The sequence below is a fragment of the Bacillus sp. CZDM1 genome (assembly GCF_055502545.1).
Genome location: NZ_JBUESO010000004.1, coordinates 465,779 through 491,792, shown reverse-complemented (window position 1 = coordinate 491,792; position 26,014 = coordinate 465,779). Strand labels below are relative to the sequence as shown.

24 protein-coding genes are annotated in these 26,014 nt (G+C 38.8%); 22 read left to right on the top strand and 2 right to left on the bottom strand.

Going from position 1 to position 26,014, the window contains the following annotated elements; genetic code table 11:
• Positions 1–4 precede the first annotated feature (4 nt).
• The 15 genes from ACY3XC_RS12600 to ACY3XC_RS12530 all read left to right on the top strand — a co-directional run bounded on the left by ACY3XC_RS12600 (position 5) and on the right by ACY3XC_RS12530 (position 16,298).
• The gene (locus tag ACY3XC_RS12600; protein WP_464868839.1) at positions 5–1,339 is read left to right on the top strand and encodes a glycoside hydrolase family 28 protein; all 1,335 of its coding nucleotides are present in this window, start codon (positions 5–7) and stop codon (positions 1,337–1,339) included.
• Complete coding sequence (locus ACY3XC_RS12595; protein WP_464868877.1) at positions 1,339–2,235, top strand: dienelactone hydrolase family protein; 897 nt, start codon at positions 1,339–1,341, stop codon at positions 2,233–2,235. Before ACY3XC_RS12600 ends, ACY3XC_RS12595 begins: the two co-directional genes overlap by 1 nt.
• Positions 2,205–3,146, top strand: coding sequence for a pectinesterase family protein (locus tag ACY3XC_RS12590; RefSeq protein WP_464868838.1), 942 nt, complete (start codon positions 2,205–2,207; stop codon positions 3,144–3,146). The genes ACY3XC_RS12595 and ACY3XC_RS12590 overlap by 31 nt, the downstream gene beginning before the upstream one ends.
• 16 nt (positions 3,147–3,162) lie before the next feature.
• Positions 3,163–3,624 carry a hypothetical protein gene (locus tag ACY3XC_RS12585; protein ID WP_464868837.1) on the top strand — a complete coding sequence of 154 codons (462 nt, stop codon included), beginning with the start codon at positions 3,163–3,165 and terminating at the stop codon, positions 3,622–3,624.
• Entirely contained in the window at positions 3,581–5,149 is a 1,569-nt protein-coding gene (locus ACY3XC_RS12580; protein WP_464868836.1) for a glycoside hydrolase family 43 protein, read from the top strand. The genes ACY3XC_RS12585 and ACY3XC_RS12580 overlap by 44 nt, the downstream gene beginning before the upstream one ends.
• A gap of 399 nt (positions 5,150–5,548) precedes the next feature.
• Complete coding sequence (locus tag ACY3XC_RS12575) at positions 5,549–6,580, top strand: Bug family tripartite tricarboxylate transporter substrate binding protein (RefSeq protein ID WP_464868835.1); 1,032 nt, start codon at positions 5,549–5,551, stop codon at positions 6,578–6,580.
• Positions 6,581–6,666: 86 nt separating this feature from the next.
• The gene (locus tag ACY3XC_RS12570; protein WP_464868834.1) at positions 6,667–7,119 is read left to right on the top strand and encodes a tripartite tricarboxylate transporter TctB family protein; all 453 of its coding nucleotides are present in this window, start codon (positions 6,667–6,669) and stop codon (positions 7,117–7,119) included.
• Between the two features lie 24 nt (positions 7,120–7,143).
• Positions 7,144–8,670, top strand: a complete 1,527-nt coding sequence (locus ACY3XC_RS12565) for a tripartite tricarboxylate transporter permease (RefSeq protein ID WP_464868833.1) — start codon at positions 7,144–7,146, stop codon at positions 8,668–8,670.
• 70 nt (positions 8,671–8,740) lie between these two features.
• A complete protein-coding gene (locus ACY3XC_RS12560; RefSeq protein ID WP_464868832.1) occupies positions 8,741–10,351 on the top strand; it encodes an ATP-binding protein in 1,611 nt (536 codons plus the stop codon).
• Positions 10,329–11,057, top strand: coding sequence for a response regulator (locus ACY3XC_RS12555; RefSeq protein WP_464868831.1), 729 nt, complete (start codon positions 10,329–10,331; stop codon positions 11,055–11,057). Before ACY3XC_RS12560 ends, ACY3XC_RS12555 begins: the two co-directional genes overlap by 23 nt.
• 115 nt (positions 11,058–11,172) lie before the next feature.
• Complete coding sequence (locus ACY3XC_RS12550; protein WP_464868830.1) at positions 11,173–12,681, top strand: ATP-binding protein; 1,509 nt, start codon at positions 11,173–11,175, stop codon at positions 12,679–12,681.
• Complete coding sequence (locus ACY3XC_RS12545; RefSeq protein ID WP_464868829.1) at positions 12,665–13,357, top strand: response regulator; 693 nt, start codon at positions 12,665–12,667, stop codon at positions 13,355–13,357. The genes ACY3XC_RS12550 and ACY3XC_RS12545 overlap by 17 nt, the downstream gene beginning before the upstream one ends.
• 372 nt (positions 13,358–13,729) lie before the next feature.
• Positions 13,730–15,130, top strand: a complete 1,401-nt coding sequence (locus ACY3XC_RS12540) for a CitMHS family transporter (protein ID WP_464868828.1) — start codon at positions 13,730–13,732, stop codon at positions 15,128–15,130.
• A 22-nt stretch (positions 15,131–15,152) separates the two neighbouring features.
• Positions 15,153–15,299: a hypothetical protein gene (locus tag ACY3XC_RS12535; RefSeq protein ID WP_192652592.1), complete on the top strand. Its 147-nt coding sequence runs from the start codon at positions 15,153–15,155 to the stop codon at positions 15,297–15,299.
• Positions 15,300–15,374: 75 nt separating this feature from the next.
• Positions 15,375–16,298, top strand: a complete 924-nt coding sequence (locus tag ACY3XC_RS12530) for an AEC family transporter (RefSeq protein ID WP_464868827.1) — start codon at positions 15,375–15,377, stop codon at positions 16,296–16,298.
• A gap of 83 nt (positions 16,299–16,381) precedes the next feature.
• Here the strand turns inward: ACY3XC_RS12530 and ACY3XC_RS12525 are convergent, their stop codons facing one another.
• On the bottom strand, positions 16,382–17,731 hold the full coding sequence (locus ACY3XC_RS12525; RefSeq protein WP_464868826.1) for an MFS transporter: 1,350 nt from the start codon (positions 17,729–17,731) through the stop codon (positions 16,382–16,384).
• A gap of 555 nt (positions 17,732–18,286) precedes the next feature.
• Here ACY3XC_RS12525 and ACY3XC_RS12520 point away from each other — a divergent pair.
• From ACY3XC_RS12520 to ACY3XC_RS12510, 3 genes are read left to right on the top strand one after another with little or no spacing between them, the layout of a single operon-like run.
• A complete protein-coding gene (locus ACY3XC_RS12520; RefSeq protein WP_464868825.1) occupies positions 18,287–19,063 on the top strand; it encodes a 2-keto-4-pentenoate hydratase in 777 nt (258 codons plus the stop codon).
• A gap of 18 nt (positions 19,064–19,081) precedes the next feature.
• Positions 19,082–19,864 carry a 2-keto-4-pentenoate hydratase gene (locus ACY3XC_RS12515; RefSeq protein WP_464868824.1) on the top strand — a complete coding sequence of 261 codons (783 nt, stop codon included), beginning with the start codon at positions 19,082–19,084 and terminating at the stop codon, positions 19,862–19,864.
• Between the two features lie 24 nt (positions 19,865–19,888).
• Positions 19,889–20,071, top strand: a complete 183-nt coding sequence (locus ACY3XC_RS12510) for a 4-oxalocrotonate tautomerase (RefSeq protein WP_307196077.1) — start codon at positions 19,889–19,891, stop codon at positions 20,069–20,071.
• Between the two features lie 115 nt (positions 20,072–20,186).
• On the opposite strand, the gene ACY3XC_RS12505 is transcribed toward ACY3XC_RS12510, so the two are convergent.
• Positions 20,187–20,948 (bottom strand): IclR family transcriptional regulator, encoded by a 762-nt coding sequence (locus tag ACY3XC_RS12505; protein ID WP_464868823.1) that lies wholly within the window; start codon positions 20,946–20,948, stop codon positions 20,187–20,189.
• Between the two features lie 183 nt (positions 20,949–21,131).
• On the opposite strand from ACY3XC_RS12505, the gene ACY3XC_RS12500 reads away from it, so the two are divergent.
• The 4 genes from ACY3XC_RS12500 (at position 21,132) to ACY3XC_RS12485 (ending at position 25,974) form a co-directional block, all read left to right on the top strand.
• Positions 21,132–21,986, top strand: coding sequence for a dimethylarginine dimethylaminohydrolase family protein (locus tag ACY3XC_RS12500; protein ID WP_464868876.1), 855 nt, complete (start codon positions 21,132–21,134; stop codon positions 21,984–21,986).
• Positions 21,987–22,003: 17 nt separating this feature from the next.
• Entirely contained in the window at positions 22,004–22,765 is a 762-nt protein-coding gene (locus ACY3XC_RS12495) for a dimethylarginine dimethylaminohydrolase family protein (RefSeq protein WP_464868822.1), read from the top strand.
• Between the two features lie 46 nt (positions 22,766–22,811).
• A complete protein-coding gene (locus tag ACY3XC_RS12490) occupies positions 22,812–24,221 on the top strand; it encodes an amino acid permease (protein ID WP_464868821.1) in 1,410 nt (469 codons plus the stop codon).
• A gap of 130 nt (positions 24,222–24,351) precedes the next feature.
• Positions 24,352–25,974 (top strand): M20/M25/M40 family metallo-hydrolase, encoded by a 1,623-nt coding sequence (locus tag ACY3XC_RS12485; protein WP_464868875.1) that lies wholly within the window; start codon positions 24,352–24,354, stop codon positions 25,972–25,974.
• The last annotated feature ends 40 nt before the right edge of the window (positions 25,975–26,014 follow it).

The window sequence follows — 26,014 nt, the reverse complement described above, 5'->3', positions numbered from 1 at the left end:
AGATATGACAACTTATTATATTACCGATTTTGGTGCATTAGCAGATGGGAGTTTTTGTACCCAATTTATCCAGAAAGCTATTGATGAAGCCTATATAAATGGTGGCGGCCAAATCGTGATCCCGTCAGGTGTATTTTTATCAGGTGCTTTATTTTTAAAAGATAATATTGAATTGCATTTGTCTGCAGGGGCTACTTTAAAATTTTCGGATCAACAAAAAGACTATCCAGTGGTAGTTTCTCGTTGGGAAGGTGTTGAACGAGAGGTATATGCGTCTTGCATATTTGCAGAAGACTCAAAAAATATTTCTATTACCGGTTTTGGCATGATTGATGGTAATGGGATGAATTGGTGGCATATTTTTCGAAATGAACGAGAAGCTTTAGCTTACCCTCGGCCAAAATTGATTAGTTTCGACGGATGTGAGCGGATCACCATACGAGATGTGACCTTAATCAACTCACCAAGCTGGACACTGAATCCGATCCGTTGTCATGATGTAACCATAGACAATGTTTCTATTATCAATCCAGCCGACTCACCTAATACGGATGGAATTGATCCGGAATCGTGTAAAAATGTAAGAATCAGCAATTGCCACATTGATGTAGGAGATGACTGTATCGCGATTAAAGCTGGTACGGAAGATACATCTGAAAGGGTATCTTGTGAAAACATTACTATTACCAACTGTACAATGGTTCACGGCCATGGGGCAGTGGTATTTGGCAGTGAAATGAGTGGTGACATCCGAAATGTGACGATTAGTAACTGTACCTTCCAGGATACCGATAGGGGAATTCGTTTTAAATCACGACGAGGACGCGGAGGGGTCGTTGAGGATATTCGAATTGACAATATTGTCATGGAACGGGTAATGTGTCCATTTATTTTGAACTTGTACTACTTCTGCGGACCTAAAGGTAAAGATAAATATGTTTGGGACAAAAACCCATACCCTATAACAAAAGAGACTCCAACATTTAGACGAATACACTTTTCTAATATTACGGCTCGAAATACCCATGCATCAGCTGGGTTTATTTATGGATTAGCTGAGCAATACGTGTCTGAAATTACATTTAATAACATTGAAATTTCTATGGCAAAAAATGCGATTCCTGGGAAACCAGCCATGATGGCAGGAATAGAAGATATGAATAATCGAGGTTTTTATGTAGGTTTTGCTAAAGACATCCTATTTAACCGTGTAACCATTGAGAATCATGAAGGTCCAGCCTTCCATATCGAATATAGTGAGGATGTAGAGATTAGCCACTGCAAGTCAAAAAATACAAAAGCTGAAGAAGTACTTCTTAAGGAAGTAGGGGCAATGTGATTGAGAAAAGGCGAAAACATCTAATCGATTTGTTAGGAGAACGTTCGAAATCGGAAAAGATATCTGCACATTTAATAAATGTAGAGAAAAGGCAGGGGTATGTATTAGAAAGTTTAATGTTGCATTTAAATGACATTGAAACTGTCCCTGCCTATTTTGCTAAACCATTAAATGCTGTTGAACCTTTGCCAACCGTTATTTTTAATCATTCTCATGGCGGCAATTTTGATCAAGGGAAAGAAGAACTTTTAACCAGCAGCTCTTATTTACAAACCCCATCCTTCATTGAAACGATCATTGAACTTGGGTTTGCTGTTTGTTGTATTGATATGTGGGGCTTTAATCAACGAAAAGGGAAACAGGAAAGTGAATTGGTAAAGGAAATGCTGTTAGATGGTCAAACACTGTGGGGGATGCGGATATTCGATAACATGTCCTTGTTGGATTATCTAGAAACGCGATTAGATGTAGATCCTGCCAGAATGGCAACAATTGGAATGTCTATGGGTGGTTTAATGAGTTGGTGGTTAGCTGCATTAGATGAGCGAATAAAGGTCACAGTGGACATCGCAGCCCAAGTGGATCTCGAGACACTAAAACAGAAACGTGGTTTAGATCATCATGGCTTCTATTATTATGTTCCTGGATTTCTAAAACATTTTTCTACACTAGCTGTTCAAGAGATGATTGCTCCAAGACCACGCCTTAGTATGATCGGTAAGGATGATCGAATGTGTCCGATTGAAGGAGCAGAATTTTTAAACGAGCGATTGATAAGTACGTATGAAGAACACGGTGTTTCGGGGAATTGGGAAGGATGCATCCTTACAGGCGGACACCAGGAAACAAAGGAAATGAGATCATTATGGAAAACTTTCTTAAAGAACCATCTATGAGTTTTGTTAAGAGTCTAGTGGTTGGAAAAAATGAAATATGTGATTTTTCTAGTATACAAGAGGCTTTGGAAAGTTGTCGAAATGAAGATGGACCTTTAAAAATCACCGTCTTAAGCGGAGAGTATTATGAAAATATTACCTTATATCAATCTAACATTTCTTTGATAGGTATCGGCTCTGTTAAGGTGATTGGAAATCGGTATGCTTTACAAAAAGATGAACATCTACGAGAAATAGGTACTTTTCAGAGTGCAACTCTTTTTATCAATGGTGAAAATATTCGCTTAGAAAATCTTGAGATTATTAATAATGCAGGACCAGGAGAAAAGGTAGGTCAGGCGCTTGCCTTATACAGCGAAGGAAACAACATAACATTTAAAAACTGCTCCTTCAAAGGGTATCAGGACACCATTTGTCTGGGGCCACTGCCAGAATTGCAAAAAAATGGCCAGCCTTTTTCTACTCCTGAAATAAGAACCATCTATGAAGAAAACATGAGTCATTTTATTAGTTGCTATATAGAAGGAACAGTCGATTTTATTTTTGGTGGTGGAGAAGCAGCGTTTCAAGGCTGTGAAATTAAGTCCTTGAAAAGACCGCTTAACAAAGAAGGGTACATTACTGCTGCTTCCACTTCTAAAAATAAAAAAGGGTTTTATTTCGATCAATGTTATTTAACAGCGGACGCAGATGTTACAAATGTCTTTTTAGGAAGGCCTTGGCGCCCCTATGCGAAAACTACTTTTGCAAACTGTGTGGTAGGTTCTCATATTCATCATGATCGGTGGAATGATTGGGGAAACATAGCAAATAGAAAAACAGTAACATATAAAGAAATTAATAATCGAAATATCTTTCATAATGAGATGAAAACAGTAGATTTTATCGATTTCATACAAGTAGATTTATAGGAAAGGAACATGGAGAATGAAGCGAAAATGGGAAGTGATGATTGGGATAGCAGGTGTCATACTTTGTGTCATTTTCTTAGGCGGGTTTTCATTGACGATGACTTCGATGGAGGAAAGTATTTACGAGACAACCGTTTTTCCTATCCTGCAGGCGGGTGTTTCTGAAGAATACGTTTCAGAGAGCTTTGAAGCAGTGAAAGCGTTAGCTATATGGTTTGGTATTACACTACTAATTGTATTTATTCTAGTTGCTCTGGCTACTCTATCAATTTGGCGAAATAAATCTCCTAAAAGGGGAGCTGTGTTCTTTATATTTGCCGGCTTAGCCACTTTAATTGGTACCCAATTTATTGCCTTTCCCTTAGCTATTTTCTTTTTTATTGCCGCAGCCTTATGCCTATTTAGAAAAATAAAGGAAAAAGAAGGAGTAGGAAATGTATCGAACAAAAATAGTAAATCCGATTTTGTCAGGATTTAATCCAGATCCGTATATTTTGAAAGTGGAAGATAGGTATTATATTGCCGTTTCCTCCTTTGAATGGCTGCCAGGCGTTCGCATTTATCAATCAAAAGATTTGGTGAATTGGAATCACGAAACCGATATATTAACGAATCAAGTAAATCTGCGTGGTAACCCACAAAACGGAAGTATTTGGGCACCACAAATTAGTTACGCAGACGGTTTATTTTATCTTGTCTACACCGATGTAAAAAGTACGAAACGGCCATTTAAAGATAGCCATAATTATTTAATTTCAGCACCAAGTATCAATGGACCATGGTCAACACCCGTGTATTTAAATAGCAGCGGATTTGATCCTTCTTTATTCCATGATAAAGATGGACGCAAGTGGCTGCTAAATGAAATTTGGGATTATCGTATCGAAACAGGCAATAAATCAGTTGGAGTTGTCATTCAAGAATATGATGTAGATAAACAAAGGTTGGTAGGATCTGTCTATAAAATTTTTGATGGTACAGAATTGGCAAAAACAGAAGCCCCACATATATACCGACACAATGATTATTACTATTTGATCACCGCGGAAGGTGGAACAGGTTCAGGTCATTCCGTTACGGTTTGTCGTGCAAAAGAACTTACCGGACCATATGAATTGGATCCACACTATCCCATGTTGACAGCTAGTGATAAACCCGATTCACCATTACAATGTTCGGGTCACGGCAGTATTGTACAAACTCCAATGGGCAACTGGTATATGGTCTATTTATGTACTCGTCCCTTAATGGGAAAAGCAGCGATTTTAGGCCGTGAAACAGCTATTCAAGAAGTTTATTGGACAGAAGAAGGCTGGCTGCGATTAGTGGCTGGCGGCAATGGACCATTGGCAGAAATAGAAATTGTTACAGCAGAGCCAGTTGTACAAAGAAAAAGTACTAACTTCAGAGATGATTTTACTGGTGTTCTTGACAAAGAGTGGAACACGTTACGCATATTAGCGGATGATTCATGGTGTGATTTAAAGAGTCGTAAAGGATATTTACGAATATTATCAGGTGATTCCATTCAATCCTTATTTGAACATCATATTCTAGCTATTCGCCAAAAGGATTTCCGATTTGATGCCTCTACAAAAATAGACTATACCCCAGAAACCTATAATCAAATGGCTGGATTACTATTGTATTTAAATGATAATAATTACCTCTATGCCTACCTAACCTATGATGAAGTAAGAGGCCGTGTTATTCGATTGATGGAATGTAGAGATGGGGAATTCACTTTATTTCCAGTCGTTATTCCAACAGAAAAGGGCGAAGTAGAGTTAAAGATTGAAGTAGACGGACCTGCTGGAAGATTTTTTTATCGGATGGGTGAGAATCCTCTTTGGCACGAAATTGGAGAACCTCAAGATTTATTATTCTTGGCTGGAGGATTTACCGGTAACTTTGTAGGAATTGCTGTTCATGATATGGACCGAAAAGCTGGATCGTATGCTGACTTTGATTTCTTTGAATATCGTGGACTAGATTCACTGTAACAAGCATAAAAGGCCACCGAAAATATTTTCCTAGGAGATGATTAAATCTTGAAAAAACCGTCATTAAATACGGCTACCTTTTCTCATTTACAATTAAACTTTGCCAATAACCAATTTAAAGTTTCATCCGCAACAAAATAAACTAATATTTAGTAGGTATAAAAAATGTAAATACAATGAAATAAGGATTATAAAACAATTTTTATAAGAAGCTTATTTTAGCTTGTAGACAAAATCTAGTTACTAGATAAGTCTACAAGCTTTTTTAAATAGGATTTACCCCTCATGAACAAAATGAACAAAATGGTTAATAAGTTTTTAATGCTGTTTAAATTTATAATCTATTAAATATTCGAAAATTTTGTAAAATTAAGAAAACGTTTACAAGGGGGAATTGAAATGTTTTCTATTAAAAGAATTTCAGCAGTAATGTGTGCAGGGGCATTGGCGCTAAGCCTAGGTGCTTGCAGCAGCAGTAATGAAACAGCAAGCTCAGGTAAAAAGGAAGAAAGTACTGGCTATCCTACGAAAGCGATTACAGTAGTTGCACCTTCAGGGGCAGGTGGCGGATGGGATTTAACTGCACGTGCGTTTACAAAAGTGCTGGGTGAAACGAAGGTGGTTGAACAGCCTTTGACGGTCGAGAACAAGCCTGGTGGCGGCGGTGCTGTCTTTATGGCGGAATACGCTACCCAGCAAGTTGAAAATAATGATATGCTCTTTGTCAATTCACCACCAATTGTAATTAACAATCTGAAAAAAGAAGGAAACAGTCCATATGGCTACAAAAATACAACACCATTGGCGCAGCTGACAAAAGATTTCGGTGCAATTGTTGTAAAAGCGGATTCTAAATTCACAGACTTAAAATCAGTATTGGAAGAGGTAAAGAAGGATCCTAGTAAACTAACATTTGCAGGTGGATCTGCACCAGGTTCCATGGACCATTTAATTTCCATTCTACCTGCTTATAAATATGGAGTGGATCCAACAAAGGTTAAATACGTTTCCTATGATGGCGGCGGTGAAGCGATTACCGCACTTCTTGGCGGTAACGCAGATGTAATTGGTACCGATGCCTCTAGTGTAAAAGAATTTTTAAAGGCGGGTAAGGTGCGCGTGTTGGCGATTACCTCAAATGAACGTTTATCGGGTGATTTTAAGGATGTACCAACTGCAAAAGAACAGGGTGTCGATGCAGAGTTTACGATTTGGCGCGGGATTTTTGGTCCGGAAAAAATGTCTACTGAGGCAAAAACTTATTGGGAACAAGCAATTGAAAAGCTCGTTAGCTCTCCTGAGTGGAAAACAGAAGTAGAGACGCAAGGCTGGGAATTGGAATATAAAAACAGTTCTGATTTCAAAAAGTTTTTAGAGGAACAAGAAAGCCAAGTCCAGCAATTATTAACAGCATTAGGAATGCAGAAGTAAAACAGAAGGGAAGGAGTAACTCACTCCTTCCTCGGGAAGGAGTTAACTCTCTCCTTCCTCTATTTTTTTAAGAAGGGGGATTACGAATGGTATTAAAATTTGATTACATTGCATCTGTATTTTTCCTTGTTGTAGGTGTTCTTTTTATTATCGGGAGCAGGCAGCTTGAAAGCTCGTCCTATGGGAGTGCAGTTGGCCCTGATATCTTTCCACTTATTCTTGGTGGCGCACTTATTTTATTAAGTATCCGTTTATTGTATGAAACATTCATCACGAAGAATCAACAGGGAACGAAGGAGAAATTGCAGTACAAGCCTTTCATAATTATCTTTGCGGCTACGTTGGTTTATATTTTAACGTTGGAAACGATTGGGTATGTCATCACTACCTTTCTATTTTTATTCGTTTGCTTTCAAACGATGGAACGTTCAAAAGTGATTCTATCCCTTATCGTATCTGCCTTTTTTTCAGGACTTGTTTATTTTTTATATGTAGGGGTTTTAAAAGGTACACTGCCAGGCTGGCCAATTTGGTTGTAAGCAAGAAAGAAAGGAGGACAGAAAATGAGTACACTTGATTATTTATTTCAGGGATTTGGAACGGCACTTATTTGGTATAATATCCTATTTGCTTTTGTTGGGGTTTTAATTGGGACCGCTGTTGGTGTGCTTCCTGGGATTGGACCGATGAGTGGTGTTGCCCTTCTTATTCCAGTAACGGCTTCCATAACGGGGGGGCTTCCACCAGAAAATGCAGCAACGAGCGCGATCATTTTACTCGCTGGAGTCTATTATGGAGCTATGTATGGCGGATCGACCACTTCCATTCTATTAAATACGCCAGGTGAATCTTCATCTGTCGTTACGACCTTGGACGGTTACCAGATGGCCAAGAAAGGAAGAGCAGGAAGTGCCTTATCCATTTCCGCAATCGGTTCCTTTGTTGCGGGGATTATTACCCTTGTGGCACTGATTGCATTAGCAAAACCTTTATCAGCTGTAGCGCTCAAATTTGGTCCGGCAGAATATTTTTCCTTGATGCTATTAGGGCTGGGGGCAGTCAGTGGATTAGCTGGGAAATCGGTAACAAAAGCATTAATGATGACTATTTTCGGTTTATTACTTGGTACGATTGGAATCGACAACGTATCTGGTATTGCCAGATTTACCTTTGATGTTCCATGGCTGTATCAGGGAATTGAGTTTTTAACAATAGCAGTAGGATTGTTTGCAGTTGGTGAGGTATTTAAGACCATTTTGGAAAAAGAAGAGGAAGACTCTGAGATTGCAAAGATAAATAATTTACTCCCATCTAAAGCTGAGCTAAAAGAATCCGCAGGACCCATTGCCCGCGGTTCGATTTTGGGTTTCTTTGTAGGAATTTTACCGGGCGCTGGGGCGACGCTTGCTTCCTTCTTTTCTTATATTCTAGAAAAAAAGATTTCAAAAACGCCTTCAAAGTTTGGAACAGGAACGATTGCAGGGGTTGCGGCGCCAGAATCGGCGAACAATGCAGCCTCGGGCGGTGCGATGATCCCATTATTAACACTAGGTATTCCAGGTTCAGGTACGACGGCTATATTAATGGGAGCATTGATGATGTATAACGTCCAGCCGGGTCCGTTATTATTTGAAGACCATCCACAAGTAGCATGGGGATTGATTGCCAGCATGTTTATTGGGAACATCATGCTTTTAATTTTAAATCTCCCACTTGTCAAAGTGTTTGCGAAAATTATTCAAACACCAAAGCAATTCTTGATTCCTATGATTATTGCCATCTCGATCTTTGGTGTCTATGCGGTCCAAGTATCAACGAACGATCTTTTACTATTATTGGGATGTGGACTTCTTGGCTATTTCTTAAGCAAAAACGATTATCCAATTGCCCCTTTAGTGCTCGGATTGGTATTAGGACCCATGGTAGAGAATAATTTACGAAGAGCTTTAACGATATCTAATGGAGATTTCAGTGTATTCTTTACACGACCAATTTCTCTCATTTTTCTTATCATTACGCTCCTTTGGCTGCTAATTCCATTCATTATGAAAAGAAGAGGAAAAGATGTAATTATTAATATTGAAGGATAAATTTTTATAATAATTCGAAAACTCCTTTATTTAAGGAGTTTTTTTACTATAATATGAATGAGGTGATTGAGTGCGTTTACATTCGAAATTAATGCTAGTCATTCTTCTTCTTATTATCTCAATCGGAGGAATTTTTGGGATTACTTTTAAAAATATAATGGAGAATAATCTTAAAAAAGAAATAGGGTCTAAAGCCTTATCCGTTGCCCAATCGATTGCAAATATGCCAGATATCCAGGATGCATTTTATACTGAAAATCCTGCAGCTGCTATCCAGCCGATCGCAGAAAGCATTCGTAACCAGGTTGGGGCAGAATTTATTGTGATCGGGAATACGAATGAAATCCGATATTCGCATCCCAATCCGAAGCGTTTAGGACAAAAAATGGTTGGGGGAGATAATGGGCTTGTTTTTAAAGGAGAATCTGTTATCTCTGAATCTACTGGAACACTAGGTCCATCTCTACGGGGAAAAGCGCCTATCTTTAGCCAGGGAGAAGTTATTGGCGTTGTTTCAGTTGGTTATCTTCAGACAGATATTGAAAAAGAAGTTTCAAAAATACAGAAAAAAATCTTTTTTGCCACACTTCTTATTTTGATTGGAGGATTACTAGCGGCATTACTAATCTCTTTAAATATCAAAAAAGCGATGTTTGGACTAGAGCCAAAAGAAATCGCTTGGATGTACCAAGAGAAACATGCCATTTTAGAGTCTATTCATGAAGGGATTATTGCAATCGATACCGACGGGCGAATCACCGTGGTGAATGAGACGGCTCATAAAATTTTGGGAGTTCCAAATGAGATTCTTCTCCGAGGAAAAAGAATTGAAGAGGTTCTAGAAAATACAAATCTTCTTAAGGTGGTACGAAATGGGCAAGCAGAATATGATAAGGAAATTATTATATTTGGGGATGTATTTTTGGCAAATCGGGTTCCGATTTTTAATATGAAAGGTAATGTGATTGGGGCTGTCGCGAGTTTCCGTAATAAGTCAGAGCTGGCCCAGTTACTAAAGGAATTATCCCATGTAAAAGCCTATGCAGAAGGGTTGCGCGCTCAAACCCACGAATATTCCAATCGTCTTTATACCCTGCTAGGCTTGATTCAGCTGGGGTCTTATAAAGAAGCCATTGATTTTATCTCTAAAGAAGTGGATGTCACCCAAGGATTCATTCAATTTTTAATGAAGGAAATACCGGATCCCATTATTGCTGGATTTATATTAGGCAAGGTAAGTCTAGCAAGCGAATTGAAAGTGAACTTTTCAATAGATAGAGAGAGCAGCTTTAAGGATCTACCACATGAAATCAGTAGAGATTCATTAGTAACCATTATTGGAAACCTTGTCAATAATGCCTTTGAAGCTGTTAGAGAAAATGGAGATGGAGAAAAAAGAGTAACACTATTTTTGACCGACCTTGGTAAAGAATTAATTATTGAAGTAGAAGATAACGGAAAAGGAATTGAAGGTAATAATAACGACAAGATATTTAAACAAGGCTTTACCACAAAGGACAAGAGCAGTAATGCCGGAATTGGTCTGAGTCTAGTTCAAAATGCCATTAATAGTTTAGGTGGATATGTCACGTTTTCATCAAATGTGGGGGAAGGTACGATTTTTACTGTGGCAATACCAAAAAGCAGGGGGAATATGAATGAAGGGGAACCGAGATATTGAAGTATTAATTGTCGAGGATGATTTAAGGATAGCAGAAATACAAAGGCGGTTTCTTGAACAGATTGAAGGCTTTCAAGCGGTGGGGATTGCTGCCAGCTATATAGAGGCAAAAACCTTAATTGATATATTACAGCCGGATTTACTTTTGTTAGATGTTTATTTTCCTGATATGAATGGAATAGATTTACTAAAAGAAACAAAGCAACAATTGAAACAAATGGATGTTATAATGATCACTGCTACAAAAGAAATCCATAGAGTACAAGAGGCTATTAGTATAGGAGTATTCGATTATATTATAAAACCAGTGGTTTTTGACCGCTTTAAACAATCGTTACTGAGGTATAAGGATTATCATGGACAGCTATTACAATTAGGAAAAGAAAATACCCATGTGACTCAACATCAGGTAGACAAGTTGTTACGAAAAGACCTTGATAGAGATGGAAATGAAAAGTCCTACCTTCCGAAAGGAATTGATCCACTTACACTCGAGAAAGTGATGGATGTCCTCGGAAAGGTAGATGATGGACTTACAGCAGAATTTGTTGCAAAAGAAATTGGGGTAAGCAGAACAACGGCAAGACGGTACCTTGAACATTTAGTATCCAATGATAAAATTGAAGCCGACTTATCTTACGGAACAGTCGGTCGGCCAGAACGAGTTTATATCGTTTCAAGAAAAGCAACTAAGAATTTACTTTAAATAGGAGGTTTTCTGCCTGAAGTCAATAAAAATTTCCCTACAAACAAAAATATTCGGGCTGGTTCTCTCACTAGGCTTATTGTTAATCCTGCTAATGACAGGGTTTTATAGCTATATGGAAAGTAAACAAATTGAGGAAAACAAGGGCAGGCTGGCATTGGAATTATCGAAAACGGTCTCCTTTATCCCGACTATCATTGATGCTTTTCAAACGACCGACCCTTCTAAAACAATACAGCCTATTGCAGAGAAAATTCGAAAAGAAACAGGTGCCGAATTTGTGGTAATAGGAAATAAAGATGGCACCAGATATGCGCATCCTCTGATCACTAAAATTGGGCAGAAGATGAAAGGCGGAGATAATGATAGGGCGCTAACCCAAGGAGAATACTATATCTCCAAGGCAGAGGGCTCACTTGGACCTTCTATTAGAGGTAAATCTCCTATTTTTAATCATCAGGGGGAGATCATTGGAATCGTTTCTGTCGGATTTCTCCTTGAAGATGTGCAGCAGCAAATTATAAATAACATTAGGAGAGTGCTCATTGTTTCTTTCTTTGCGCTTTTGATTTCCCTTCTAGGCAGTATGTTATTAGGACGTAATATCCGCAGGGATACAATGGGGCTTGAGCCGTATGAAATTGCCTCTCTTTATAAAGAGAAAAACGCTATCCTGCATGCGGTAAAAGAAGGGATCTTAGCGATAGATAATAAAGGCTATATTACTTTGATGAATCAAAAGGCAAAGAGGCTTCTTCAGCTCCATGGGACAGTCAAAAATAGGAAAGTGGATGGGCTGTTTCCTTCAAATTATTTGTATGAAGTATTACGATCAGGAAACGCACAAACAGATAAAGAGATGGTCTGGAAAGATAAAACCGTTATTGTTAATTGTACTCCAATCGTCGATGAGACAGGTATTCAGGGAGTTGTTGCTTCTTTTCGTGATAAAACTGAAATTAAGCAAATGTTAAATACGATATCTGAAGTGAAAAGTTATTCAGAAGATCTCCGTGCCCAAACGCATGAATTTACCAATAAATTATACGTTTTATTGGGACTGCTTCAACTTGGTGAATATAACCAGGCAATCGAAATGATACAAAGTGAGACACAAACACAGCAATTTCAGAATTCAGTCGTTTTTAATCAGATCAAAGATACAAAAGTGCAGGCAATCCTATTGGGGAAATTAGGAAAAGCTTCTGAAAAGAAAATTAAGTTTGAGATTATTTCAGATAGCTATATGGAAATATTACCTTCCCATATTAAACTCTCTAACTTGATCGTAATCCTTGGAAACTTAATAGATAATGCCTTTGAAGCTGTCTATGAATGCGAGACGCCGACGGTTAGGTTTTTCGCTACAGATATTGGAAGTGATATCATTTTTGAGATTTCGGACAATGGGAATGGAATTAGTGAAGTAGAATTTCCTCTTCTGTTTGAAAAAGGGTATACCTCTAAAAATGGCGCTGAGCCAAGGGGATTTGGCTTATCAAATGCTGAAGAGGCGGTATTGGAGCTGAATGGGATTATCGAGGTGCAAAGCCACCACGAGAATGGATCTGTTTTTACCGTTTATCTTCCAAAGAATGTGCAAGGGGATGAGAATTTTGGATAAGATAAAAGTGGCTATAGCGGAAGATGATTTTCGAATAGCTGATATACATGCGAAATTTTTAGATAACTTTAAGGAAATAGATGTGGTAGGCAAATCATTGAATGGGGAGCAGACTTTACAATTATTAGAGCAGAAAACCCCAGATTTGCTGCTTCTAGATGTATATATGCCAGATATGCTAGGATCTGAATTACTCCCCATTATACGGAAGACATTCCCAAGAGTTAGCATTATTATGATAACAGCAGCAACAGATAAAGAGTTCCTTGAAAAAGCTTTAAGTTACGGCGTTGAGAATTACTTAATCAAACCAGTAAGCAGGGAAAGATTTGAGGAAGTCATTCAGGATTATATTAAAAAACACGCGCTTCTTTCAACCACTCAAGAAATAAATCAGAATTATGTAGATCTTTTATTTCGTAAAGGTAAAAATGAAGTGCCGACAAAGAGCGCGGGATTGCCTAAAGGAATTGATGAAATTACCTTAGGAAAAGTTAAGGCTGTTTTCCACGTAAAAAGAGAGGGGATTTCGGCAGAAGATGTTGGGAAGGAAATTGGTGCATCTCGGATAACTGCCCGCAGGTACTTGGAATATCTCTCCTCCAAAAAGGAAGTAAGAGCAGAAGTGGTTTATGGAATTGTGGGAAGACCAGAAAGGAAGTATTATCCAGTTTAGAGAGTGGGTCGATTTATTAACGGGTTCCGTTATTTATCGCAAACATTAATAATGTAAAGGAAAATGACTATCAAAATGTTTATTTGATGGTCATTTTTTATTTATACATAACATTTTTATGCATTTTTTACCGAAAATAGGAATTGATACCGATACCTAAGAAGATGGAAAAATGGTATCAGCGGTCATCATAAGAAGTGGCGAGAATGGTGCCCGTGGAAGAGGAAAAAGGGGGTTGGCGGTATCATTCGAAGGGAATGATATCCGCAGGAGACGAAAAACGAAAGTACTTGGTTCACTCCGAATTTTTTCGAAACTTGATACCCCCAATGAATTATTCCTATTTGGAAAAATCCCCCTCTCGTGAACAAAATGTACAAAATCAATTTTATTTACGTTAATAACTTTATTTTGGTAACGTTTTCACGCCTGAATATTTTGATTATATTTAATATACAAACAAAAGGAGTGGAGACGATGCTTGCAATATTAGGGTTCTTGATGATTATAACTTTTATGATTTTAATTATGACGAAACGCCTTCCCGCTATGATCGCCCTTATAGTGATTCCTGTCATTTTTGCCTTGCTTGGCGGATTTGGTAAGGAAATGGGGCCAATGGCGCTTGAGGGCATAAAAAGTGTTGCCCCAACGGGAATTATGATCCTGTTCGCTATTCTCTTTTTCGGCATCATGATTGATGCAGGGGTATTTGATCCGATTATTTCGACTATCTTAAAAGTGGTAAAGGGAGATCCAGTAAAAATAGCTATTGGAACTGCAGTCCTTGCACTTGTAATATCCCTTGACGGGGATGGAACAACTACATATATCATTACCATTTCTGCCATGCTGCCTTTGTATAAACGGATTGGTATGAAACCATTGGTACTTGCTGGAATTGCTATATCGGCTTCAGGTGTTATGAACCTGCTTCCATGGGGCGGTCCTACTGCCAGAGCAATGACAGCATTAAATCTTGAGATGTCAGATGTTTTTACTCCGGTAATACCTAGTATGGCGGGGGGGATATTGTTTGTACTGTTTATGGCCTACTGTCTAGGGAGAAAAGAACGGAAACGAGTTGGAATACTTCAAGTCGATTACGACAAAATGAATATGGAAGTAGCAGCAACATCTGAGGACGCTTATCTAAAACGCCCAAAGCTAATACTCATAAACTATTTCCTTACGATCCTTCTTTTAGTTGCGTTAATTAAAGAGGTACTTCCAACAACCGTATTGTTTATGCTTGGATTTGCTTTGGCGATTACTATAAATTATCCAAAATTAAGTGACCAAAAAGAACGAATTGCAAAATATGCTGATAATGCGTTATCGGTAGTTTCAATGGTATTTGCTGCAGGTATTTTTACTGGAATTCTTTCAGGAACGAAAATGGTCGATGCCATGGCAAACACCATGATTTCATATATTCCAGATGTACTTGGTTCTCATTTTGCACTTATTACCGCGATTATTAGTGCACCTTTAACGTTTTTTATGTCAAATGATGCCTTTTACTATGGTGTTTTACCTTTGCTTGCCAAAGCAGCAAGTGTCTATGGAATTGACCCTGAGTTTATCGGACGAGCGTCACTATTGGGACAGCCTGTCCATTTATTAAGCCCGCTTGTTCCATCGACGTACTTATTAGTCGGTTTGGTTGGAGAAGATTTTGGGGAATTACAGCGCACATTCCTCAAATGGGCTTGTGGATCGACTTTAGTTATGATTGTTGTTGCTATTGGTTTATCAATAATTCCTTTTTAAAATTGAATGGAGATGAATGTTAATGTGGATAATCACTGTCTATTCAAAGGGTAACAATATTTCAATGTTTGAATTTAATTCTGAAAAAGAAGCCAAGGAAGCTTTTAAAAATGTCTCAGGTTGTAAGATTCTTTCAGAGGTTATTTATTTTAACGATCAAGTAGTGTAAGAAGCAGGAAAATGCATTTTATTAATTAATAAAATGCATTTTTCTTTTTTTCATCAGAGAGAGAAGGTAATTTGGATGAGTATTTTGTATCATATATTACTAGATATCATTTTTCCAATATTCTTGTTAATAGGGGCAGGGGCTGTACTGCAGCGTGTAATTAGGCTTGATTTATCTACACTGTCAACCTTGACGGTGTATTTCTTATTGCCTGCTGTTTGCTTTGTAAATATATATGAGAGCAAAATGTCAGGCGAGTTAATTAGCCAAACGTTAGTATTTTTACTACTTTTTAATATTCTACTTATCTTAACCAGCATGTTTATTGCAAAAGCGAACAGGTTTGACCGTAAGCTGACAGCAACTTTTAAAAACAGTATGGTTTTGAGTAATTCAGGTAATTACGGTCTGCCTGTAAGTGAACTAGTTTTTGCCGCTAATCCTGCAGGGATGTCGATACAGATTATTATTTCTATTTTTCAAAATCTACTTACTTTTACATATGGTTTTTTCAACAGTGTCTCTGCAGAGAGCAGCGGGCTGGATATCTTACGTAAAATTATCCGTCTTCCGGTTATTTACGCTTTATTACTGGCAATATTGTTGAAATGGCTACATATTGATATACCTGAATTTTTGTGGAGGCCAATTGAAAATTCTTCAAATGCGTTTTTGGCAGTTGCACTGGTCACACTAGGAGCACAAGTAGCATTTTTAAAGATTACAAGAATTTCAAGACCAATTGTTTGGATTGTAATAGGCCGGCTGATTATTTCTCCTATAGTTGGGTTACTAGTAATCTTTACTCTTGGACTAACTGGTATTACAGCTCAAGCATTATTTATCGCTAGTTCATTTCCTTCTTCAAGAAATAGTGCTTTGCTGGCACTTGAGTATGATAATTATCCAGAATATGCTTCGCAAGCGGTCCTTTTGACTACCGTTATAAGCAGTATTACAGTTGCGGTGGTCGTTTATCTATCTAAAATACTTTTTTAGTACGACAGTTGTCATTGAAGATAGAAAAGAGTTCCATTTAACGCAATGAGTCTCCCTTTTAGAAGGGAGACTTTTTTAATCCATTAACTTACATGAACTTTAATAGATTTATCTTTAGCATCGTTTTTATTATAATAGGCATTTTTTAAAGGCACCAATGAGAGGGCGGCAGCCGCAATCAAGCCAGGAATGGCAAAGGCGATAAAGTTTAAGTGAATGGGTAAAGAAACAGATAATAGGAATCCTCCTAAAAGGGGACCTAGCATACCGCCGATCCTGCCGACTCCTGAAGCCATCCCTAATGCTGTAGATCTAATAGATGGCGGATAGTACTGGGAAACATAGGCCTGAACAATATTTTGTGCACCTATGGTTGCAGCTCCGGCAATAGCTACTAACAGATAGATTACTAACGTATTTCCTCCAAATCCTAGGAGTGTCAGAGCCACGGCGCCTGAGGCATACATCGGAACAAGCATTTTTTTTGAACCGTATTTATCACAAAGTCGTCCGATGATGAGTGTCCCAATAATGGCTCCGCCTTGGAGGGCAATGAGAAAGCCTAAGCTTGAATTTAATCCATATCCTGCTTCCATCATCAATTTTGGAAGCCAGGTATTTAAACCATAAACCATCAATAAACAACTGAAAAACGCTGTCCAAAACATAACCGTACTGAAGGCGCGGTTCTCCTTAAATAATCCTATTATAGGAACCTTTGAATCATGTATTTTTAAGTCGATAACCTCATCTTTTTGACTAAAATGCGATTCTGGACTTACTTTAGCAAGGGTTGCAATCAATTTTTCCTTTTTACCTGTACGGATAAGATAGCTGGCTGTTTCGGGCAGCTGTTTGTACATGATAGGCAAAAATAGGAGAGGAAGACCCGCAAACCAGAAGATTGATTCCCATCCGAATGTTGGCATTAAGAAAATCCCTATTAAGGGAGCAAGAATCCCCCCAACAGAATAACCACATAATACGATACTTACAATCATACTTCTCATCGTCTTAGGGGCATAATCTGTTAATAGTGCGATAACATTTGGCATGATTCCTCCCAAACCTAAGCCAGCTAGGAAACGAAAGGTTGAGAAAGTAGTTGGTGTTTCGGCAAAGCCACAAAGGAATGTAAATAAACTAAACAGTACTAATGTTATCGCAATCACGTTTTTTCTACCAATCCGGTCAGCCAAAGTACCGAAAAAGATTGCCCCAAACATCATCCCAAATAATCCATAGGTCCCGATTGCTCCTGCTTCCACCGAGGAAAGATTCCATTTTTCTATCAAGGTTGGTAAAACCGTTCCATAGACGACCAGATCATAACCATCAAACAAGATAATGAAAAAACTCCATAATAGTAAACCTAGATGAAAGCGGTTAAATTTGCTGTTAGCAATAACTTCGGTAGAATTAATCGTTGTCATGTTTTTTCCCCCATTAAAAAATAAAATTAAATGATAACGCTTACGATAATATGAGAGAATTCGTATTTGTTATCGGTTAACACTAATTGCACTTTACTTATAGTAAATAATGTTCTCTAATTAGAGATTATAAACATTAGTGGTTTTATTTTCAATAAAATATTTATACTTTTCGGAATATTATTACTAAATTGGGTCTATTGAACCGTTAAACACATAAAAAAGGGGGATTATCCACTTCTTTTGGTTTGGTGTGAGAGCTATTTTTTTAAATTCATTGTGCTTGTTGCAAATAAAGCAACACAAAAGTTGTATGTGAAACTTAAGAGCGTTACCATCAAACTATGAAAAATAATTTTTCCTATTAGGAGGAATACGTACATGTTAAATAGAAACAAAGGTAAAAAGCGATAAATTGCTTACACTACATGGTCTTACGAGGTGGAACACAGCCGTTATTAAACCACTATTTGACCAATGACGGCATGCACAGCATTGATTTTTACTCAGATTTATCCAATATTACGAATAACCTTTAGAAAGGGTGTTATACAGGTGACAAATAAAATAGTAGAGTTTGCGAAAATATTGGAAGAAGCAGAGTCCACTCGAGTTGGAATTGTACCGCTTACTTCAATTGATTCTGAGTTGACAGTGAAGGAAGCCTATTACGTCCAACTAGAAAATATAAAGAAAAAGATAGAACAAGGACAAAAAGTAGTAGGAAAAAAGATTGGCTTAACTTCCCTGGCCATGCAGAATCTATTAGGTGTTGATGAGCCGGATTATGGACACCTATTAGAAAGTATGGTGGTTGAAAACGGAGGTTTTATTTCCACCGAGAAAGTGTTACAGCCAAAGGTAGAGGCGGAGATTGCTTTTATTTTAAAAAAGGAATTACGTGGCCCTAATTTAACTGCTCTTGATGTTCTTCAGGCAACCGAATATATCGTTCCTGCGCTTGAAATCGTTGATAGCAGAGTAAAAGATTGGAAGATCAAGCTGGCAGATACAGTTGCAGATAATGCTTCATCCGGATTTTATGTACTTGGCGGTAAGCCAGTCAAGATCGAAGATATCGATCTTGAATTACTCGGAATGGCATTTTATAAAAATGGTGAGTTAGTCAATACTGGGGTTGGTGCAGCAGCTTTAGGCAATCCAGCCAATTGTGTTGCTTGGCTGGCTAATAAGCTGTCAGAATTTGATATTCCATTGCATGCAGGTGAAGTAATTCTCTCAGGTGCTTTATCGGCAGCTATAGAAGCACGGGCAGGAGATTCATTTACGGCAAGATTCGCACACATTGGGCAGGTAAGTGTCCACTTTTAGAACGGAGGAGAAAGTAAAATGAGTCAATACAAGGATATTGCCAATTACCTCGTTTCAGCGGAGGAAGAAAGGCAGGAAGTTCCAAAGGTAACGTTGAGCCTGAAGCCGGATTTATCGGTAGAGGAAGCATATCTTGTCCAACAAGAAATCGTAAAACGAAAATTAAGTGAAGGAAGAAGAATCGTTGGTCCTAAGATGGGTTTAACGAGCTTTGCCAAAATGAAGCAAATGGGTATTGAAGAGCCTATTTATGGATATGTGTTTGATTATATGTTGATTGAAAATGGCGGAAAAGTCCGTTTAAGTGATTTGATACATCCGAAAGTGGAAGCAGAGGTTGCATTTGTGATAGGAGAAGATATAGAAGGACCTGGTATAACCGGGGCGCAAGTTCTCGCAAAAACGGAATATGTTCTTCCCGCATTGGAAATTATCGACAGCCGTTATGAAAATTTTCAATTTACCTTGCCGGATGTGATTGCTGACAATGCCTCAACATCACGGGTTCTGTTTGGAACATCTTTAAAAAAACCGGAACAATTTGAACTGGACCTTGTCGGCGCAACTCTGTCGATTAATGGTGAGATCAAAGAATTGGGTGCAGGGGCTGCTGTCCTTGGCCATCCAGCCCACTCTGTGGCGATGCTTGCCAATATGCTTTCAAGAAAAGGCGAAAAGGTTCGCAAGGGTGACGTCATTTTAACGGGCGGTATTACTGCTGCGGTCAAATTGAATTACGGAGATATCGTAACTGGAAAATTTGATGGTTTTGGCGAAGTATCATTTACTGTAACGGATTAAAATTTGTAAATAGAGGGGATTTTTATGCCTATTATTCAAGTGCAAATGATGGAAGGAAGACCAAAAGAAAAAGTAGCAGAATTAATTCGCAATGTAACGAATACCGTTTCTGAAACCTTGGATGCTCCGAAAGAGAATATAAGAGTTCTAGTAACCGAGATCCCTAAGACACACTGGGGAAAAGCTGGCGAGCCGGTTGAAAAATAAATAATTGACCTTAACATGGTAGTAGTCTGCGCCATACTAAGTTGATAATGAGAAAATTCAAAAAACACTCTTTCCGATTCATCGGAAGAGTGTTTTTTTAGTAACTAATTCAATGTTAATATTTTTGATTTTGATAAATATTAAGCTTGCTTCCTAGTTTAGCGGATATGCGTAAGCTGGATTGGATTACTTTTTCGATAAATAACGGTTGTTTTTCGTCTGTTTGGTTAAAGGATACGTAACCAATGCTTAATGCACCGATTAATTCGTTGGTGTGATTAAATATAGGAGCTGCGACAGCGGAGGTACCTTTTGTTCTTTCTCCGTGGCTCTCTCCATAGCCTTTTTGGCGAATAGTATTGAGAACCTGCAGAAAGGACTCCCTTTCATCTTTTGGAACGATACCATTGATGATTTTTTCAGCTTCGTCCTTATGCATGTGTGCCAGCATGACTTTATTTGCCGCTCCGATATTCATTGGGATTCTGATTCCCAGCTGATCATAAATCCGGATTGGGTTATGCGGACAATCGATTCTTTCCACAACGATAGCTTCTAATCCTATGGGTTTACTGAAATAAACACTTTCTTCTACCTCATGCATTAATTTCTCCATTTCAGGGCGGATGAGCCCGACAAAATCAAAGGTATCATACATCTGTAAGCCATATTCAAGCCATGCATACCCCATTGAATAAAGTTTGAGGTGCGGATCCTGCTGAATTAATCCGTGCTTTATCAAAGATTGTAACAGACGGTGCATGGTACTGACAGGCAAGTCACATTCCTTTGATAAGTCTGTAATGGAGAACCAATTTTTACTGCCACTTTCCGCTAAGACTTTTATTACTTGCATAGCCCGGTCAATGGTTTGCATTTATTCAACCCCTATAAATTTTATTATCATCACCTGCTAATAAGTGAATGTTTAATTAATCAGCAAATTCGAAATATATTGACATGCTTCTCTACATTTTATAATATCATATTAAGCGTTTCCATTCAAAGAAAAAGCTTTCCACTATGCGGAAAAAGGAGGAGATAAAACGTGTTAAATTCAATGCACAAAAATCTTAAAAAGGTTATTTTAAAACACCCAAAGGATGCCTTTATCAGTCAGGAGCATCTACGGAATGATTGGGAAAAGTTCAACTACATCAATGAACCGGACTACATAAAGGCACAAAATGAATATGAAAAGTTCCATGCAATTATTAAAGAACATGTAGCTGAAATTGAATTTTTGCCTGCTTCAGAGACAGTTGGATTAGACTCTCTATATGCCCATGACCCTGTTAAATTCACGAAAAATGGGGCGATTATTTTAAAATCTGGGAAAAAGCTGCGCCAGCCTGAGGCTATGGCGTATAAACAATTTTTACTAGAAAAGAACATTCCTATTGTAGGAGAGTTAACAGGGGATGCGGTAGCTGATGGTGGAGACCTCGTCTGGCTGGATGACCGTACATTATTGGTTGGACGCGGTTATCGGACAAATGATGAAGCCATCCGGCAAATTCAGGAAATAACAAAGGATATGGTGGACGAATGTATCGTTGTTCAATTACCACATGATCAGGGAGAAGAGGAATGCCTTCATCTTATGTCATTCATTAGTATCGTAGATGAGAATTTGGCAGTGGTTTATTCAAGACTTATGCCGGTCTATCTGCGTCAGCTGCTAATAATGCGCGGTTATAAATTAATAGAGGTACCGGATGAAGAGTATCACCGGCTTGGCTGCAATGTACTGGCATTAGCACCAAGAGTCTGCGTGATGGTTTCGGGAAATCCCTCCACAAAGGCTCAGCTGATTGAAGCTGGAGCAACTGTCTATGAGTATGATGGAAATGAAATTTCTTATTTAGGAACTGGGGGACCGACATGTCTTACATGTCCAGTAGTGAGAGGATAAATAAGGGGGATACGATTATGTTCAACAATACGATTGTTAAAATTCCAAGTGAAAGCTATATCAATGGCTTAACTACATCGGATTTAGGAAGCCCTATTTTTGAAAAAGCATTGGAGCAGCACCAGGCGTATATCGAGGCGTTAAATAAATGTGGAACAGAAGTAACCATTCTTCCTAGTAATAAAGAGTTTCCGGATTCAACTTTTGTGGAAGACACAGCGGTATTGACTCCAAAGTTTGCCGTCATCTCTAATCCTGGGGCACTGTCTAGAAATGGGGAAATTCATGAGATGGAACCTATCATTAAGACTTTCTATGAAAATATTTACTATATTAAATCTCCAGGAACACTAGATGGGGGAGATGTACTCCAGATAGAGGATCATTTTTATATCGGTATTTCTGCGAGAACCAACCATGATGGTGCCATGCAATTAAAACTAATTCTAGAATTAGAAGGTTACAAGGGCATCATTGTTGAACTGGATAAATTCTTTCATTTAAAAACAGGGATTACCTATTTAGGAAACCAAACGATTGTGGTCGCAGGCGAATTCATCAATCATCCAGACTTTAACCGCTATCAAAAAATCGTTGTTCCCTCAGAAGAGGAGTACGCAGCCAATTGTATTCGTGTGAATGATTATGTCATCATTCCTGCAGGGTATCCTGTGACCAAACAAAAAATTAACGAAGCAGGCTATCAGACCATTGAACTCGATATGTCAGAATTCCGTAAACAGGACGGTGGATTAAGCTGCTTGTCACTGCGATTTTAATTAAATAAAGAGGGGTAAAGCTATTTTAAGAAGGGTGGGAGAGGGAATGGAAACCGTTAATCAGGTAAGTCAGGAAAATCAATTAAACCGTTCCATGAAGCGCAGGCATTTATTTATGCTTTCATTAGGGGGAGTAATTGGAACGGGATTGTTTTTAAATGCCGGTTATACGATAAATCAATCGGGGGCAGGCGGTGCACTAGTCGGGTATTTGTTTGGCGGGATTATTTTGTATCTTGTCATGGTCTGCCTTGGAGAACTTGCCGTCCATATGCCTGTAACTGGTTCTTTTCAGACATATGCAAGTAAATTCATTAGTCCTTCTGCCGGATTTTCATTGGGATGGATGTACTTTATCGGGTCAGCCACTACGGCGGGTGTAGAGTTTACCGCCGCCGGAATCCTAATGCAAAGGTGGTTTCCAGATGTTTCAATCTGGATATGGTGTGCAGTCTTTATCCTGTTGTTATTCGGACTTAATGCCTTAACAACAAAAGGTTTTGCCGAAGCAGAATACTGGTTTGCCGGTATTAAGGTAGTAGCTGTTATCTTTTTTATCATTATAGGTGCCGGAGCCATTTTTGGAGTTATTCCTCTTGCAGACAGACCAGCACCATTATTAGACAATCTAGCTCCCTCTGGTCTATTCCCAGCCGGAATCGCCATTCTCTTTGTAACGATGATGAATGTTATTTTTTCTTATCAAGGTTCTGAATTAATTGGGATTGCTGCCGGAGAGAGCGAAGAGCCTTCTAAAAATATCCCTCGTGCAATTCGTAATGTGTTATTTAGAATTATTGTCTTTTATTTGGCCTCTATTATTATCTTATCAGCAATTTTTCCAGCCGAGGAACTCGGTTTACTCGAAAGCCCATTCGTAACGTTAATGGACTTGGCTGGAATTCCATATGCACCAGATATCATGAATTTTGTTATCCTGACAGCGATATTATCGGTAGGGAACTCATGTATTTATGCTTCCACCCGTCTTTTGTGGGCCATGGCTCATGAGGGAATGGCACCAAAAAGGTTCGGGAAACTTTCAAAACGGAAGGTTCCATTTACAGCTCTAGTTTTTACGATGGTTTTCTCGCTGCTATCACTTCTGACAAGTTTTATTGCCGCAGATACAGTTTTCGTTCTCTTGATGTCAGTTGCCGGAATATCCGTAACCATTTCTTGGATTGGTATTGCCCTGTCGCAGTTAATGTTCCGACGTAAGTACCTTCGAAGGGGAGGAAAATTAGAGGACCTGGAATACAAAGTACCTTTTTACCCATTAATCCCGATCGTTTGTATCGTATTCTGCGTCTCAATCCTAATATTCCTGGCATTTGACCCTACACAGCTAATAGGGCTCCTCATCGGACTAGGATTCCTAGCAACATGCTATATATTCTACTACATCAAAAACAAACAAACCAAAGCAAACGCAGAAACTGAAATAAAAGGATAAAGACAATGAAGAAAATGGTGGCAATAATTTGGTGGTAATAATATGGAGGCAATAATATGGTGACAGGCACCGCTCGTGGACAGTGTCCATCTCAGGCGGACACTCTGGAATGTAAAGGGGTAATGGAATGATGGAGCATCTTAGGTGGGGTACACCGGATAGGCTGCGGGGTTTATTGTGTGAACTGGTGAGTTGGAGAAGTATGACGTTAACGGAGGGGGAGCGGGAGTTTCCCCGTAAGGTTCAAGCGAAACTTCAGGAATTGCGATATTTTCAGGAGAATCCCAGTCATTTGGGTCTGCATGATGCTGATTTGGGGCGCCGGTTCTTAACAGGCTTATATAAGGGAGATTCAGAGGAAACGATTGTTTTAATTAGTCATTTTGACACAGTTAACACTGAAGAATATGGGGACCTGGAGGAATTTGCTTATCAGCCGGAAGAATTGACCAAATTACTTTTTAATAGAATTGACGAGCTGCATGGCGATGCACAAAGTGATCTCAAATCTGGTGAATATTTGTTTGGACGGGGCACTATGGACATGAAGATGGGGCTCGCGATGCATATGAAATTATTGGAAAAAGCAACGGTTGAGAAATGGCCGATTAATCTTCTCCTGCTGACCGTTCCTGATGAAGAGGTAAATTCATCTGGAATGCGGGCTGCTGTTACGAAACTGCTGGAATTAAAAGAACATCATGATCTCAGCTATAAACTGTTTCTTAACGGAGAGCCGGTTTTTACTCAGGAACCTGGTGACAGAAGTTTTTATGTTTATTCCGGATCGATAGGAAAAATTATGCCATCCGCGCTTTTTTATGGAAAAGAAACACATGTGGGCGAACCGCTTAGCGGCATTACTGCTCCATATATTGCATCATTTCTGACCCAGCGGATGGAATGGAATGTAAGTCTTCAGGAGGAAGTGAAGGGAGAAACCACACCCCTGCCTGTTACTCTGCAGCAAAAAGATTTACGGCTTGAATATTCAACTCAAACGCCCTATCGTTCTGCAGCAATGTACAACGTGTTTTTAATGAAACGGAATGCTGAAGAAATCATGGAGATATTTGAAAAAGTTGCCATAGAGGCAGCTGCGGCATGCAATCAGGCGTATAAAGAGGTTTGTAGGAAGCAGTCTGTGAAGCCGGTTGGCGAAGTCCGTGTTTTGCGATATGAGGATTTACAAACTCATGCAATCCGTAAATTCGGAGCCAATTTTGTAGAGGAGATAAAGGCTGAGGTTCAGGCAAATACAAACTGGGATGACCGTGAAAAATCGTTGCGGATTGCTGACAGTCTGATGATAGAATGTCAGGAGCTTGCACCGGCCATTGTCTTACTATATGCACCTCCCTATTATCCAGCGGTTAATTCTTCAGATGATGAGCTTGTTAAGAAATGTATCCAATATATTAGGGGAAAAGGGCAGGAAGAGTTTAATTTACCGGTAAAACAGGTTCATTATTTCAATGGAATCAGTGATTTAAGCTATGTTAATTACCAGGATGAAGGGGAAGGTTGGACTGCCTTTAAAGCAAACACGCCTGTCTGGGGAAGCAGTTACAGTATCCCTTTTGATGAAATGTCCAACCTTCGTGCTCCTGTCTTAAATGTTGGTCCGTTTGGTAAAGATGCCCATAAACGGACAGAGCGACTGCACATTAAAAGCGCATTCGAGGAAGTGCCGACCTTAGTCGAGGGCATGATTAAAATGATGACCTTAAGCATGTGTCAATCCCATAATTGATATAAAAAAGAGGCACCTTCCATATAGGATGGTGCCTTTA